17 protein-coding genes are annotated in these 15309 nt (G+C 46.4%); 10 read left to right on the forward strand and 7 right to left on the reverse strand.

All coding sequences use genetic code 11. The features are described from left to right. Nucleotides 1-40 precede the first annotated feature (40 nt). A complete protein-coding gene (locus C0638_RS09875; RefSeq protein WP_013373473.1) occupies nt 41-1720 on the forward strand; it encodes a glutamine--tRNA ligase/YqeY domain fusion protein in 1680 nt (559 codons plus the stop codon). Between the two features lie 126 nt (nt 1721-1846). On the opposite strand, the gene C0638_RS09880 is transcribed toward C0638_RS09875, so the two are convergent. Beyond that, the gene (locus C0638_RS09880; RefSeq protein WP_058711286.1) at nt 1847-3079 is read right to left on the reverse strand and encodes an MFS transporter; all 1233 of its coding nucleotides are present in this window, start codon (nt 3077-3079) and stop codon (nt 1847-1849) included. A gap of 194 nt (nt 3080-3273) precedes the next feature. On the opposite strand from C0638_RS09880, the gene mobA reads away from it, so the two are divergent. After that, nucleotides 3274-3903, forward strand: a complete 630-nt coding sequence (gene mobA / locus C0638_RS09885; protein WP_025677563.1) for a molybdenum cofactor guanylyltransferase — start codon at nt 3274-3276, stop codon at nt 3901-3903. A gap of 46 nt (nt 3904-3949) precedes the next feature. Next, nucleotides 3950-4564 carry a LysE/ArgO family amino acid transporter gene (locus C0638_RS09890; protein WP_025677564.1) on the forward strand — a complete coding sequence of 205 codons (615 nt, stop codon included), beginning with the start codon at nt 3950-3952 and terminating at the stop codon, nt 4562-4564. A gap of 11 nt (nt 4565-4575) precedes the next feature. Here C0638_RS09890 and C0638_RS09895 read toward each other — a convergent pair whose 3' ends face one another. Continuing rightward, nucleotides 4576-5040 (reverse strand): DUF3592 domain-containing protein, encoded by a 465-nt coding sequence (locus C0638_RS09895; RefSeq protein WP_040102687.1) that lies wholly within the window; start codon nt 5038-5040, stop codon nt 4576-4578. A gap of 345 nt (nt 5041-5385) precedes the next feature. Here C0638_RS09895 and C0638_RS09900 point away from each other — a divergent pair, with 345 nt between their 5' ends. Beyond that, entirely contained in the window at nt 5386-5820 is a 435-nt protein-coding gene (locus tag C0638_RS09900; protein WP_013373467.1) for an Lrp/AsnC family transcriptional regulator, read from the forward strand. A 99-nt stretch (nt 5821-5919) separates the two neighbouring features. On the opposite strand, the gene C0638_RS09905 is transcribed toward C0638_RS09900, so the two are convergent. The 4 genes from C0638_RS09905 to C0638_RS09920 are packed head-to-tail and all read right to left on the reverse strand — an operon-like array spanning nt 5920 to nt 8161. Next, nucleotides 5920-6852: a 1-phosphofructokinase family hexose kinase gene (locus C0638_RS09905; protein ID WP_058711287.1), complete on the reverse strand. Its 933-nt coding sequence runs from the start codon at nt 6850-6852 to the stop codon at nt 5920-5922. A gap of 13 nt (nt 6853-6865) precedes the next feature. Further along, entirely contained in the window at nt 6866-7180 is a 315-nt protein-coding gene (locus tag C0638_RS09910) for a DMT family transporter (RefSeq protein WP_013373465.1), read from the reverse strand. After that, entirely contained in the window at nt 7180-7521 is a 342-nt protein-coding gene (locus tag C0638_RS09915; RefSeq protein ID WP_016822861.1) for a DMT family transporter, read from the reverse strand. The genes C0638_RS09910 and C0638_RS09915 overlap by 1 nt, the downstream gene beginning before the upstream one ends. 52 nt (nt 7522-7573) lie before the next feature. Continuing rightward, nucleotides 7574-8161 (reverse strand): TetR/AcrR family transcriptional regulator, encoded by a 588-nt coding sequence (locus tag C0638_RS09920; protein ID WP_040102690.1) that lies wholly within the window; start codon nt 8159-8161, stop codon nt 7574-7576. A gap of 196 nt (nt 8162-8357) precedes the next feature. Here C0638_RS09920 and cls point away from each other — a divergent pair, with 196 nt between their 5' ends. Continuing rightward, nucleotides 8358-9869 carry a cardiolipin synthase gene (cls, locus tag C0638_RS09925; protein WP_013373462.1) on the forward strand — a complete coding sequence of 504 codons (1512 nt, stop codon included), beginning with the start codon at nt 8358-8360 and terminating at the stop codon, nt 9867-9869. Between the two features lie 42 nt (nt 9870-9911). Here the strand turns inward: cls and C0638_RS09930 are convergent, their stop codons facing one another. Then, nucleotides 9912-11408: a phospholipase D family protein gene (locus tag C0638_RS09930; protein ID WP_013373461.1), complete on the reverse strand. Its 1497-nt coding sequence runs from the start codon at nt 11406-11408 to the stop codon at nt 9912-9914. Between the two features lie 236 nt (nt 11409-11644). Between C0638_RS09930 and C0638_RS09935 the strand changes: the two genes are divergently transcribed. From C0638_RS09935 to C0638_RS09955, 5 genes are all read left to right on the forward strand, one after another. Further along, the gene (locus C0638_RS09935) at nt 11645-12070 is read left to right on the forward strand and encodes a DMT family transporter (RefSeq protein WP_013373460.1); all 426 of its coding nucleotides are present in this window, start codon (nt 11645-11647) and stop codon (nt 12068-12070) included. Between the two features lie 56 nt (nt 12071-12126). Continuing rightward, complete coding sequence (locus tag C0638_RS09940; RefSeq protein ID WP_040102692.1) at nt 12127-12831, forward strand: Crp/Fnr family transcriptional regulator; 705 nt, start codon at nt 12127-12129, stop codon at nt 12829-12831. 57 nt (nt 12832-12888) lie between these two features. Continuing rightward, nucleotides 12889-13380: a DMT family transporter gene (locus C0638_RS09945; protein WP_013373458.1), complete on the forward strand. Its 492-nt coding sequence runs from the start codon at nt 12889-12891 to the stop codon at nt 13378-13380. 307 nt (nt 13381-13687) lie between these two features. Continuing rightward, on the forward strand, nt 13688-14788 hold the full coding sequence (fni, locus tag C0638_RS09950) for a type 2 isopentenyl-diphosphate Delta-isomerase (RefSeq protein WP_058711288.1): 1101 nt from the start codon (nt 13688-13690) through the stop codon (nt 14786-14788). Next, on the forward strand, nt 14785-15276 hold the full coding sequence (locus C0638_RS09955; protein WP_025675607.1) for a GNAT family N-acetyltransferase: 492 nt from the start codon (nt 14785-14787) through the stop codon (nt 15274-15276). The genes fni and C0638_RS09955 overlap by 4 nt, the downstream gene beginning before the upstream one ends. Nucleotides 15277-15309 lie beyond the last annotated feature (33 nt).

The following is a 15309-nucleotide window of genomic DNA, read 5'->3' on the forward strand; positions in this document are numbered from 1 at the left end:
CAGGTTATACACAGATTATACGGAAGAAAGGTTGATTAGCGTGGAGAAGCCGATTACTCCCCCCAATTTTATTAAAAATGTTATTGAAGAGGATTTACGTACGGGTAAGGTAAAGGAGGTTGTTACACGCTTTCCACCTGAACCAAACGGATATTTGCATATTGGACATGCTAAAGCCATCTGGATTAATTTCTCGTTGGGAGATGAATTCGGAGGACGCACGAACCTGCGTTTTGATGACACCAATCCGGCGAAGGAAGACACGGAATACGTAAACTCCATTCAGGAGGACGTGAAGTGGCTTGGTTATGAATGGGAGGAAAAACATTTTGCCTCCAATTACTTTGAAGAGATGTACAAGCGTGCTATCCTGCTGATTCAAAAGGGGAAAGCCTACGTAGATGACCAAAGTGCGGACCAAATTCGTGAAACACGCGGAACACTGACAGAACCGGGACAAAACAGCCCCTATCGGGATCGCAGCGTGGAAGACAATTTGAAGCTGTTTGAAGAGATGCGTGCAGGCAAATACCAGAATGGTGAAAAGGTGCTGCGTGCCAAGATTGATATGGCTTCGCCAAACATCAATTTGCGTGACCCGGTTATTTACCGCATTTCACACACAGCCCATCACAATACAGGCGATACCTGGTGCATCTATCCGATGTATTCCTATGCGCATCCGCTGGAAGATGCGATTGAGGGCGTAACGCATTCGCTTTGTTCGCTGGAGTTCGAAGATCAACGCCCACTGTACGATTGGGTTGTAGCTGAATGCGAGATGGAAAACGTACCTCATCAATATGAATTTGGACGGCTAAATCTAGCTCAAACGGTAACCAGCAAACGTAAGCTCAAGCTTCTGGTTGATGAAAAACACGTAGATGGCTGGGATGATCCGCGGATGCCGACCATTTCTGGTTTGCGTCGTCGCGGCTATACGCCAGAGGCCATTCGCAGTTTTGTATATGAAACAGGCATTTCCAAAGCCTACGGAGTCATCGATTTGCAGGTGCTGGAGCATTTTGCACGTGAGGATTTGAAGCTTAAGGCACCCCGTACGATGGCAGTTATAGATCCGCTGAAGGTGGTCATTACGAACTATCCTGAAGGACAAGTGGAAATGCTGGAGGCGGAGAACAATACAGAAAATCCGGAACTTGGAACACGCCAAATTCCGTTTTCTCGTGAAATTTATATCGAGCGTGAGGACTTCATGGAGAATCCGCCGAGCAAATACTTCCGTTTATTCCCTGGTAATGAAGTGCGTCTCAAGCATGCTTACTTCATTAAATGCAACGATGTCATTAAGGATGCGGAAGGTAATGTAACGGAGATTCACTGTACTTATGATATAGAAACCAAGAGCGGATCAGGCTTTACGGGACGTAAAGTGAAAGGGACAATCCATTGGGTAGAGGCTACTCAGGCTGTTCCGGCCGAATTCCGTTTGTATGAGCCATTGATTAACGCAGAGGAACCAGAGGTGCTGGAAGAGGATGGATCGGAAAAAACATTCCTTGATCAATTAAATCCGAACTCTTTGGAAATTGCTCATGGCTATGTGGAGCGGAATATGAAAGAAGCACAATCGCAGGACAAGTTCCAATTTTTCCGTCATGGTTATTTCAGTGTAGATCCGAAGCTTTCCAAACCGGGTGAGCCTGTATTTAACCGTGTGGTATCATTGAAAAGCTCTTTCCAATTGCCTAAGCAATAAGATGTTGGAAAAGTGGGACGGATGGTTGCTTCGTGCGGCCAAGTGAAAAAGGAGTCTGCCAACGGCAGACTCCTTTATTTTACGCATACCCGTTCTTCAGAACATGACCATTGACTTGAAGACACTCTATTGTCGTTGTGGTGCTTCTTCTATTGGTTTATGCTCGCCGCCATGTCCTGGCTGGTAGCCGTTCTTGTACAGCATATACCACATGATAGCGAATCCCGCAGAGCCAAGCAGGGCGAAGAAGACACCTGCATGGTACATCATTTCACCACCGAAGTTCTGGAATAGCCAACCTCCCGCGAAACCTGCTACGATACCGGATATACCACTCCAGGTCAAGGTATATACGGCCTGTCCGGATGATCGATATGCTGCAGGCGTGAACAGGACGGTCAACTGGGTGCCTACATAGAAATATCCACCGAAGGTGACGCAATGAAGTGCTTGAATGAACACGATCTGAATCGGGTCTGTAGCCAGAGCCATGAGTTCCCAACGTAAGGCAAACAGCAAACTGACGAGTGCCAAACAGCCGACCATCACGGTCATTTTTTTCTTCAAGAAGCGATCAAACATTAAAAAGACAATAATTTCAAATACCGATGACATAAAAACGGCAAAACCAAGCATCAGCTTGGACCCACCCAGTTCGGTGATGTACAAGGACATAAAGGCGCCGTTGATTGAATTAGGAATCGATACAAGGATGCCTAACAAAATGAAGGATATAAAGTATCCGTTTAATAAAATACTGCCAAAGCCACGTAAATGAATGGTTGCCGTCTCCACAGTGCTTTTCAGTGGTGGGATTGCCAAGGTGCAGATCAATGCAGCCAGAAGAAGTATCGTAAAGATGGTGGATATACTGGATACTCCTGTGTGGTCAACAACGATGCCGGCAACTGCCGCAGTCACAGCCCAACCGAAAGAACCCCATATGCGAAATGAACCAAATTTCCGGTCTGTGCCCTCAATATAACTGAGAATCAGGGTATTGCTTTGGGCAAATAACGGACTTTGAAAAAAGTAAAAGCCAATCATCGACACATAAATCATGACATACGTGTGAACATGAAATAAAGCTTGTAGCAGTAACAGTGTACCTATAATCATAAATAGTAGAATACGTCGGAGATTTCGGCTCCGGTCGCTTGTATATCCCCAAAAAGGGTTCGCGAATACAGATACAAAAGGTCCGATGGCCATCAGACTCCCGATTTCCAGCTTGTCCATACCGATATCTTGCAAATACAACGGGAAGAAGCTGGAAAAGATGACCATAGCTCCATATAGAAAAAAGTTATATAGCTTTAGGGAATATAGGGGAGTCTCTTGAATTTCTCTCTTTTGCAAGACAAGCCATTCCTTTCTTAGCCCGATAGAGAACTACGCACCGATGTCGATCTGTGGGAATGTTCTTTATTCCAATGTATCATGTGTTGAAAGGGTTAACAAACCAATAAAATTACAATTATGTAAATTTCAATTTTGTCCAAAATTCCATATGCATATTTGTGATTGTTTTTGGAAAAAAGGAGGAGTTTTTAGTGGAAGTGACTGGTATTATCATCGCAGGAGGACGTTCCAGCCGAATGGGGCAGGATAAGGCTCTGCTAGAGATTGAAGGAGCTACTATGCTTGAACGGACATATATTACATTGCAGCAGGCGACCCAACGAGTGATAGTAGTCACTCGTGACGATCAAGGATATGAACAGGACAGTATGGAAGCTGTATCTGATATCTATCCGGGTATGGGGCCCTTGAGTGGTATTCATGCAGGATTATCTGCATCTACTACGGAATGGGGAATAGTCGTGGCCTGTGATATGCCTTTTGTACAGCTGGAAGTGCTGCAAGCCTTGCTTGTTTTAACTGAGAAGTGGGCGGCATCCAAAGGAGCAGCGGAATCACCACTGCAAGCGGTAATTGCTTCTGTGGCCGGACGTATGCATCCTTTGCTGGGAGTGTATCATCGGAGCGTATTGCCATCTGCTGAGGAACGTTTGCGGAATAAACGGCTTCGTCTCACCGAATGGTTGGAAACGTTGAATGTTCGGTATGCAACCATAGCGGATATGCCGGGAGTGACTGAGAATATATGGCACAATGCCGTGTTCAACATGAATAATCCTCAGGATTACAAGCTTGTGTTAGAGCAGTTCCGGAAGGATTAGAAGCATTTAGAGAATATTAAGCAATGAATTTGGGGGAGTACATAACATGCTGGAAGCTACTATACATGCCGTTTTATTGGCATTGGGATTGATTTTGCCTTTAGGGGTACAAAATGTATTTGTGTTTAATCAGGGGGCGTCTCAGTCGCGGTTTCGCAATGCACTGCCTGCTGTCATTACAGCGGGTGTCTGTGACACCATTCTGATCACACTTGCTGTTGGGGGTGTATCCCTTGTTTTGCAGCAATTTCTATGGCTCACGAATGTGCTTTATGCGGCGGGCTGTTTGTTCTTGCTGTATATGGCTTGGACTCTTTGGAGATCGAAGGCTGCTTCCTCGGGAGAAAGTCAGCCGATGCTGCCGAAACGCCAGATGATTTTTGCCGCCTCGGTATCACTACTGAATCCACATGCTATACTCGACACGGTTGGTGTAATTGGAACCAGCTCCCTGCAATATAACGGCGTGGAACGTTGGGCCTTCGGTCTGGCCGCTGTGTCAGTATCGTGGATATGGTTTGTGGGTCTGGCAACGGCGGGACGCCTTGTAGGACGTATGGATTCAGAAGGAAAGTTTGGTACTGTGCTCAATAAAATATCGGCACTGATCATTTTGGGTCTGGCCTTTTATATGGCGATAAATTTTATGACCAGTATGTGACCCGATCCTTGTTAGAAGAAAAATTTTAATAAAGCGAATACCCCGCTCAAAGCAAAGGGGACACCAATCAAAAACAACATAAAGGCCAGGCAGCCTGCACCATTTAAGCCGCCAGCAATTCGGGCGTCCCGAGGGTTAGCCGGATTGTATAATACCTTAATCTTGCTGCCAACCCGGTTAAGGCTGAGATTGGTACTATAAGGATTCCAGAATTCCACGACTTCACCTGAAGCTGTATAGAAGCGTACCTTTAATCGGCGGGTGTAGCTGGTATCTACCGGATCATCACGGTCAAAGGGAACGACATCGATATCTACTTCGATATGCGCGTCAACGATTTGCCCTTTGGTACGGACCCAGTGGCGTTTACGATAACGATGGCGACGGATCGTTTTAAAACCAAAATAGATGAATAGCAGACCGATCAAGCTGAACAACGGCATGAGCAGATCGGAGCTAAAATGAAACCAGTACACATTGAAATCAATTGAAATGATAATCTACTCCTTTAACCAAGCGATAATCAATATATCGGATATACTTACAAATAGTTTAATTTTTCCATAGGGAATAAGGCGCAGAGGAATGGAATACAAAAAAGATCCACTTTCCCTGGGAAGTGGATCTTTTCAATAGCTCTTGAACTACTTTTTGCTCGATAGAGACATATCAAAATCAATATCCTCGATAACCTTATTATATGAATTATTATGTGCTACATATATATTTAAAATAAGATTTTTATACGATATTAGTTATTAAATAAAATCTAATTTGGATGAAAAACATTACTTTTTAAATTTGATCAGGAGGTGCTTGATATGCAGCATCAGATGGACGATATAGACCACAAAATCATGAAATTGCTACAGCATGATGCCCGAATAACGATTTCCCAAATCAGTAAAGAAATTTCGATGTCACAGCCGTCCGTTAAAGAAAGAATGACCAAGCTTGAAGAACGAGGGATTATTTCTGGATATAATGCTGTATTTAATTTACGGGAACTGAATCGGGGGACAACAACGTTTATTCTGGTAAAGACAGAACATTGCCAAGAGCTGATTGATTTTTGTAAGGCGGCGAAGGAAGTTACCGATTTATTCCGCATCAGTGGGGAATTTAATTATCTCATTAAGGTACAAAGTTCGTCTGTAGAAGAAATTGCAGAGTTTCAGGATTCTCTAGTTAAGCTGGGCCCCTCGAAATCGCATATTTGTATGAAAAATATACTGGAAAACAGGGTTTTGTTGTAGGTCAGCAGAGAAACGCATATTTGGAACAAAACATTCAGTAAAGCTGTTATTCGTGACATTAAATTAGGTGAATGGTTGGATGAAAAAAGTGACGCTGAATTACACCAGCGTCACCGTAATTCCCTGCTTCAGACGCTCCACGTCCTGGAGCTCGATCTTGCCGGCCATGGCATGCAGAGCCGCCGCTGTGCCGCAGGCCGCTCCCTGCCGCAGCATGGCAGGGAGATCCAGGCCCGCCGCCGCGCCGGTAACCATTCCGGCGACCATGGCGTCACCGCTGCCGAGCGCGCTGACAATGTCCGCCTCCGACAGGCTCACACGGTAGCGCGCATCGCGCGTTACCGCCAGCGCCCCGCGTGCGCCGAGCGAGATGACGGCCAGCTGCGCTCCTGCTTCCAGCAGCTGCGATGCTGCCGCTTCAGCGGCATCTGGACGCGCTGCGTCGATTCCCGCGAAGCGGGCGGCCTCGTCCTCGTTAGGCTTCACGAGGTCGGGCTTTCCGCGCAGTCCCAAGCGCAGCGCCTCGCCGCTCGCGTCCAGCGCCACCCGCGCGCCGCGCGCCTTCGCCAGCGTGCACAGCTCGGCATACAGATCGGGCGGGCAGCCGGGTGGCAGGCTGCCGGAGAGAACGACCCAAGCCGAATTCTCGGCAAGGGTCGCGATTTTGCGCCGCAGCGCGGCTAGTTCAAGCGGCCCCACGGTCGGGCCGCTCTCAATTAGCTCGGTCTGCGTGCGGGCAGCCGGGTCGAGCACGGTTATGGCGAGACGGGTTTCCCCGTGTGCCGTTTCGATGAAATCGGCGTTTACGCCTTCCGCGCTCAAGCCGTCGATGAGTAGCCGTCCGGTGTGTCCGGCCACAAATCCGGTCGCTCGTACAGGCTGACCTAGTGTGCGAATGACACGAGCGGCATTCACGCCCTTGCCGCCTGGCACCGTCAGGCCGCCTTCAATGCGGTGGACGGCATTCAATCCAAAGCCTGCAACCGTGTAGATTTTATCTACTGCCGCGTTAAGTGTTACGGTGGTAATCACAAGGCATCACTCCTTAAGAAATCAGCTTTAAGCCCAATGCTGCGGCAAGAATCATGGCGATGAACAAAACACGCAGTACGCTTTTTTGCTCGCCATACAGGAACATGCCTGTAATCGTACTGCCGACGGTCCCAATGCCTGTCCATACGGCATAGGAAGTTCCCATAGGCAAACTATTCATGGCGTAGCTGAGCAGAGAGAAGCTAAGAATAAAGGATAAGATCATAAGTGCTAAAGCCTTCCACCCTTTGCCGACCGTAACTCCCTTCATGCCGATGACTCCAAGCACTTCCGAGCATCCCGCGATAACCAATGCAATCCAAGCCATTATGCACCACTCCCTTCCTGAGCGTCACGATCGGTAACTAACTTCAAGCCGATCACACCCGCTAGCAAAAGGGCGATTAACAGTGTTTTGGACCATTGAAACGGCTCCCCGAATAGCAGCATTTCACCTACGACGGTTCCCCCTGTCCCCAGTCCGGTAAATACAGCATACACCGTTCCTACAGGCAGACGCTTTGCAGCCTTCATGATTAAATAAAAGCTGGCCACCACAGCCAGCACAGTTACAGCCCAGGTGAGTACAGAATCTGCATGCTTCAAACCTGATACCCATACGACCTCAATCAGGCCTCCAACAAAAACGTAAATCCAACTGCGGTTCATGATGAATTTCTCCTCAATTCAGTATAATTTTACAATTACATTAACTTCACCTTTAACGAGGTGAAGTTAACGTAATTCCACGCCAAAAAATAGGCCATGCAGCGTTTAGCCTTCGGTGGTAGTTGGTGCTTCCGCTGTAAAGCAGCTCTACTATAATTCCATCCACCAGTGTCATGTAGCCTAAAGCCACATCCGCTGGCTCCATATGCCCAAAGGGTTCCCGATCCCGTACATTTCGGAGGCGACGAGTTAATTTTCGCTCCATTTGTTCCAGAAAAGGATTCACAATATTCAGTACCTCGTTATATAAAGATACAGGTGGAAAAAAGGAAAAACGAAGCATAAACTTGGCTGAGTTGTTGCCCTCATATTCCTGTTCCATCCAGAACAAGAAATTATGCAGTGTATGCTCCAGCGACTGTTCTTTGCGTTCCGTAAAGTATTCAAAAATACGTAAATTCTGCTCTTGAAACGCGTAACTTGCCACCTGCAAAAACAAATCCTCCTTACCCTGAAAATGCGCGTATATAGACGGTTTTCGGATTCCAACCTCGGCGGCAATACTGCTCAAGGATGCTCCCTCATACCCATTGGTGGCAAATTGGAAAAGAGCGGCCTTTCGAATCTCTTCCATTCCCATTATCATCACCTACCTAACGTTCGTTAGTTTATTTTCACATGAAAAAAAGTAAGTGTCAACCCATCGACATTTCGTTATGTACTCTGGATTTTTTTATTCAACATTTAAATAAAAAAGTGGGAAGAAATAAGGGGCTCATGTACAATATAATGAGGAATACCTGTTCAAATGCAGTCCATTGGAAGTGAGGTTAGTTATGAGGCGAAGCTTACTGGCCGTATTGATCGCGGCTATGGTGTTTATTATTTATTATTTTGGCTTGTTTAATTACATCGGTAAAAATGAAGGAACTGTCATCAGTATTTTCTCTACTCTGACGGTTATTTCCATAAGTCTGATTATTTTCACGGAGAATCGTAATCCTTCCACCACCATGTCATGGATTTTGCTGCTGGCGTTGTTGCCAGTCGTTGGACTTCCTCTTTATTTTTTATTTGGGCAAAATGTATTCAAGCGCCGTAAGTATGACAAAAAGGCATTGCGTGACCAACAGGCGTATGAGCGTATCGAAAAGGATGCTTTGCGGGTCAAACGAGATCTGACCTGCTTTACAGATGAGCAGCAGCAGTTAATGCGCCTGGCCCGGAGATTGGCCCGCTCCCCGATTTATTTTGCGACAGAAACCCAGATTCTGAATAATGGAGATGAAACCTTCTCCACGCTGCTCGAAGAACTGCGCAAGGCGCAGCATCATATCCATATGGAATATTACATTTTCCGCTCGGATGATATCGGTACCAGCATTCAGAAAATTTTGATTGAAAAGGCTAAAGCGGGTGTTAAGGTTCGGTTTATGTACGATGCAGTCGGTAGTATTCAGTTATCGAAGGCATTTTTGAAGGAAATGAAAGATGCAGGAGTAGAGGTTGTTGCATACGGAGGCGCTCGGATTTTGTTCTTCTCCAGTCGGGTAAACTACCGTAATCACCGTAAAATTGTAGTTATCGACGGTAATATTGGATTAATCGGTGGCCTAAATGTGGGAGATGAGTATCTCAGCCGCAACAAAGCCTACGGCTTTTGGCGTGACACGCATATGATTGTGAAGGGCGAAGCTGTGCGGACGTTGCAACTTATATTTTTACAGGATTGGCTTCATATGACGGGTGAATCGGTACTGGATAGCGAATATCTGTCTCCCGATATTGAACCGATCACGGATGGCGGCGTACAGATTATTGCCAGCGGACCAGACAATGAGCGGAGAGTGCTTAAAAATCTATTCTTCTCCATGATCACATCCGCTCGAAAATCCGTCTGGATTGCCACTCCTTATTTTATCCCGGATGAAGATATCCTGACTGCTTTACGGATGGCTGCTCTATCCGGGTTGGATGTGCGTATTCTATTTCCCGCGAAACCGGATAAATGGCTGCCTTTTCTCGCATCCCACTCGTATTTCCAATCGTTGCTGGAGGTGGGAGTCAAGGTATATGAATATGAAAAAGGATTTCTTCACTCCAAGCTTCTCATTATTGACGGGGAAGTTGCGACTATTGGGACAGCCAATATGGATATGCGCAGCTTCCATCTGAATTTTGAAGTGAACGCTCTGTTGATTCAAACACACAGTGTGCAGCAGATGGTGACCGACTATGAGCGAGATTTGCAGAATGCCAGTTTGATCGTACGCGAGGAATTCATGAAAAAACGTCTGTTCAAACGTTTGATGGAATCGCTGGCTCGGCTGCTTTCACCGCTGCTGTAATGCACAAATGAAGAGCTGTGGATAAGGTAGCAGATCCTATAGTCAAAATGTAGTAAAGCCCAAAATATCCTGGAGACGGTATACAATATCTTTCCAAAATGTTGAATGATCCTCGTAAGCCGCCAGATCCAGACTGTATTCAGCTCCCCGGTTATTCCACAGCTTATCAAAATAGGCCGCCACCTGTCGGGTCAGCTTGCTGTCCGCCGGAGCGGCCACCCACAGTTCATTCTCCAGATTTAAATCATCCAAATTACGGGGAGTCAAATTGGTAGAGCCACCCCAAATCAAATGCTCTCCTTGTGCCTTGGCAATATAAATCAGCTTCGTATGGAATTGCTCATGGGTAGTATGATACCAACGAATTTGAATGTTTCCATCCGATTTATCGGACAACTCTTGGGCAACAGGACGATTAGGGATGCCTATTTTTTCCTGCCCGAACGCGTTTTCATTGGGGTCTAGCAGCAATTGGATGTTTACGCCGCGTGCCGAGGCATCCAGCAGGCTATTCAATATTTTGCGATCAGCCAAATAAAACATGCCCATATGAATGCTGTCACCTTGCTTCGTCTGCTTAATGCCATTCAGAACGGAGGCATACACTTTGCCTTCAGTGAGATATTTGATCCGGTAGCTGTCCTTACCTGATGGGACTAGGGGCTCTGCTTGAGGTGTGTAGACAGGAAGTTGCCCTCCGCCCGAGAAGTCCAATACCGCCTGCTCTGTTTGTAAAATATCTCCGATGATCGGTCCCTTCACTTCTAGGGCAACATTGGAATGATAGGCACTTGCATCGTGAACATTACCTGTAGAAATGAGAGCAGTTTGCTCGTTGGCAACCAATTTTCGGTGATTGGCCTTGACGTTTAACAGCTTTAAATAAGAGCGAGCCGTAACGTCAGGTCCGTCACTGGCCATCAGATTGGGAATCCAGCCTGTGCCATGCTGCCCGAACCACTGGAAAAAGGTACGCCACACCGCTGAATAGATAGGCGTGGAGTCCCGCAACGGGTCTACATCGGTCTGTACGACCTGAATTCCTACTTGCTTCATATTCTCCAACAAAGGATTGGGAGCAGAATTATAGTTGGTATTGACTTCATCTGTAATGAAAAAGATAGGCATCTCAGGATAAGCTTTCTTTTTGGCGATAAGATGATTAGTCATTTGTGCGCTAACTTCGGGGAAATGCTGGCCTTTATGCTTATAATCGTTGAACAGAAACAGGTCAATGACGATAAATTGCTGGGCTTCATCAATGATGCCGAGCATACGATTCAAAATTTGCCCTTCATGTTGTACAGTGCTTCCATCCCCAGTAGGGTAGGTCAAATCCGTCCAAAAGTTTACCTCGTTTGTTGAATACTCCTGACTTTCATAAGAGACGAACGGAGGCAAGGGTTTATGGGTCTGATACAGCATGACGGCAATCAGCCAGAGGATAAGCAGCAGAATAGCGATTTTAAGAGCACGGCCCTTGTGCACGGTTTTTCTTTGATATTCCGGCACAGAATGCAGCGGATTTTGTTTAGTCATACGACGATCAGCTCCTTAATTAAATGCTGCATTCATCTTATCGTGTCCGAACATGCAGATTATGAAATAGATACTGTCTAATTATTACCGCAAGTCCACAGGATTGAAGCGGAATGCTGAACAGAATGAAATGGAGAACGTTTTATTAATTAATTGAGGACATATGTCCTTTATAGGCAGGCTGACCTATACTTAAATAGATACAAAAGTCATTTACATGGGGAGAATAACGATTTATGAGAGGAATCTTGTTTGCTTTTCTGGGAGGCGCTTGTATTACGCTACAGGGGGTAGCGAATACACGGATTAGTCAGGATATCGGGACATGGCAGGCGGCTGCCGTTACTCAGCTAATAGGTTTTATTTTGGCAGCATTAGTTTGGATGTTTACAAAGGATGGCCGTGTGTCTGAAATGAAACAGGTAAAGCCGATGTATCTTTGGGGTGGTGCTTTTGCGGCTATCATTATATTTAGTGAAGTCACCGCCATTCAACATATTGGGGTCACGTTCACGATCTCGGCGCTGTTGATTGCTCAGTTATGCTTAACATTTCTGGTAGACATCAAGGGATGGTTTGGCATTGTGAAGCAAAAGATGAAGCTGCCACAATTTATAGGTATTGGTATGATGATCGCGGGTGTCATTATTCTAAAGCTCTAAAATAAAACATTATTATAGAAAAAGCTTAGAACGTAGAATTGAAGGTGAGCTGAGGAATGAGGGAAATACAGGATCAAGAGCAGCTAAAGTATTTTTTGCATCTGCATCAGTTGGAATCCATACTCTACGAGCCACTACATCCCTATTTGTCGCTGTATCGTTTGGAGCAAGGGGAAAAGCTCTGTTCGCAGGGAGACGCCATTGAACATCTGTATATTCTGGTGCAGGGCAAGGTCAAAATTTTTACCAGCTCTACAGAAGGGAAGACTCTGATCCTTTGCTTCAAAACCCCGATCGAGGTCATAGGAGATGTTGAATATATTCGTAATAGTCACGTCATCAATACAGTAGAGGCAGTGTCGCCGATCTATGTGATTGGTGTCCATCACCAATGGATGAATAAGTACGGCAGAGATTATGCTCCTTTGCTGCAATTTCTATTGGATATTGTCACGCGAAAGTTTTGTCTGGACTCTGATTTCTCCAGTTTCAACCTTATGTATCCGGTGGAAGTCAGGCTGGCGAGCTACCTGCTATCTGTTTCTTTTGACGAATCCAATTCTGCCTTTCATGAGGAACTACGGGCATCTAGTCTGGTGGATGTGGCGAATTTGATCGGAACCAGTTACAGACACCTTAACCGTGTCATTCGCAAGATGATTGAAGAGGGATTGGTTGAACGGGCAAAAGGCTATATTGTCATTAAGGACAGAAAAGGTTTGAGTGAACTGGCAGGCCATAATATTTATGAATCGTTGTAATCATAGTGCTTTGAAGTAGAGCAGCACAATAAAGGGACTATCAAGGGAGAGGTAAACATGTTATTAGGGCTCATATTGGCAGTTATCGCAGGTGCTTTGGTCAGTCTGCAAACGATATTCAATAATAAGGTGAATGAGCGGACAGGTTCATGGGCCACAACGACATTGGTACTGGGAACGGGCTTCTTGGCTTCCTTGCTTGGGAGTCTTATTTTTGAAGGGAAAAATACATTTGCTTTACATCATATGCAGCTATGGTATTGGTTCAGTGGCATGATTGGTGTTGGCGTTGTGTTCTGTCTGGTGCAAGGAATGAAGCGACTGGGCCCAACCTATGCGATTTCCATCGTATTGACGGCACAATTAGGTACCGCTCTGTTGTGGGATTCGTTAGGATGGCTGGGATTAGAAAAGATTCCGTTTACCTTCAATAAGTTGATCGGTGTAATCGTCATTATTGGCGGTATTCTCGTTTTCAAATTTGGACATGGGCGGACGAAGGAACCACAAGAAAATATTACACCTATACCTGATTCGATGAAGAGCTAAAGGAGGTTGTGATGACCTTTATCCTGCTGTGATTGGGATCCCGCTTTCGCAGGGGCATTTTGTAGAAAAGCTGCATCTTAAGCAGGTGCTGCTTTTCATCCCATAGGCAAGAAAAAATGTTCACAGTCATGTATATATTTTTCCATCCATGATACAATGAAAATATCTTAAAATAGTGCTTTAAGGGCTTAGATATTTGATATATGAGACGATAAATAGATCGGTTACCGTGTTCGGGAACGGTCTTATTTGTGCTTCACGAACCTGATGGAATAAACAGAGTGACTTTGGATGAGGTGGAACATAGATGAGTAATACAGAAAATAAAAAAGGATCACCTGACGACTCGAACAGATCCGGTTCTTTGTTACCTGCCGCACAGACAGGTGAACGGAAGATTGAGCATGTCCGCCTTTGTCTGCAAGAAGATGTGGCCGGACATGGTATCACCAGTGGGCTGGAGCGGTATAGCTTTAAGCATTGCGCTTTGCCGGAGCTACACTTTGACGAGGTGCGTCTGGATACCAATTTTATGGGACGTACTGTACGGACACCGCTGCTCATCAGTTCGATGACAGGTGGCAGCGCCGAGACAGGAGCGATTAATGAGCGATTGGCAGAGACAGCAGAGAGACGTGGCTGGGCGCTGGGTGTCGGCTCGGTACGAGCTGCGGTGGAAAAAGAAGAATTGGCCTCAACTTTTGCGGTTCGCCGTCTGGCACCCAGCATCCCGATCCTTGCTAATCTGGGTGCAGTGCAGCTGAACTACGGATTTGGCGTGGATGATTGCCAACGTGCAGTGGAAATTGCCGGAGCGGATATGTTGGTGCTGCATTTGAACGGATTGCAGGAGATATTCCAACCTGAAGGGAATTTGGATTTTAGCAGGCTGCTTGAGCGCATCGAAGAGTTGTGTCATCGTCTTTCGGTTCCAGTAGGCGTGAAGGAAGTAGGCTGGGGCATAGATGGTGAGACGGCATCGAGATTATATGATGCAGGCGCCGCTTTTATTGATGTGGCTGGTGCGGGCGGGACAAGCTGGAGCCAGGTGGAGAAATTTCGTAATCCTGATCCTGTACGCCGTGCAGCGGCAGAGGCATTTGCGGATTGGGGCAATTCGACCGCTGATTGTATCGTGGAGGTTAGAGCAGCTCAGCCTAATGGCACTCTGATCGGTAGCGGTGGACTGAAAAACGGTGTCGATGCTGCGAAGGCACTTGCTTTGGGCGCCGACATGGCAGGCTTCGGTCGCTCTTTGCTTGGCTCGGCGGTCACCTCCAGCGAGGCGTTGGAAGCGCGATTGGAGCAAGTAGAGCTGGAATTGCGCACAGTCATGTTTGGCATCGGAGTTGCTGGGATCGAAGGTCTTAAAGACACGACCAGACTAAGAAAGAAGGCGAACGGATGAGTGGATTCATTAAGTTGGTTCCGATGAACGCAGAGCAGTATGAACGCTTTGAGCAACGCTCACTCGCGGATTATGCGGAGGAGAAAATCCAGGCAGGCACGTGGACGGTGGAAGAGGCACCGGAACGGGCAAAGGAGAGCTTTGCAACATATTTGCCGCAAAGGCTAGACACGCCCCATGCTCACCTGTACATGCTTGAGTATTCAGCTAGTGCGGGTCAGGGCCGAGAGGAAGTGGGATATATCTGGTTCAATATTACAGAAGGTACGCAGGGCAAAGAGGCCTTTTTGCTGGATATTCTCGTTTACGATTCATATCAGGGGCAAGGCCTGGGTACGTTGACGATGCAGGCGTTGGAACAAGAAGCTCGGAAGCTGGGTGCGGTTCGCATCGGTCTGCATGTATTTGGGCATAATGAGCGGGCTTTACATGTATATCGCAAGTCTGGTTATCGGGTTACGGATATCCAGATGAGCAAGGAAATCTAAATAAAGAAATCTAAATAGGGATGCAGCAAAACC

Source organism: Paenibacillus sp. lzh-N1 (genome assembly GCF_002872435.1).
In the GTDB taxonomy this organism is placed as follows: Bacteria; Bacillota; Bacilli; order Paenibacillales; family Paenibacillaceae; genus Paenibacillus; species Paenibacillus polymyxa_C.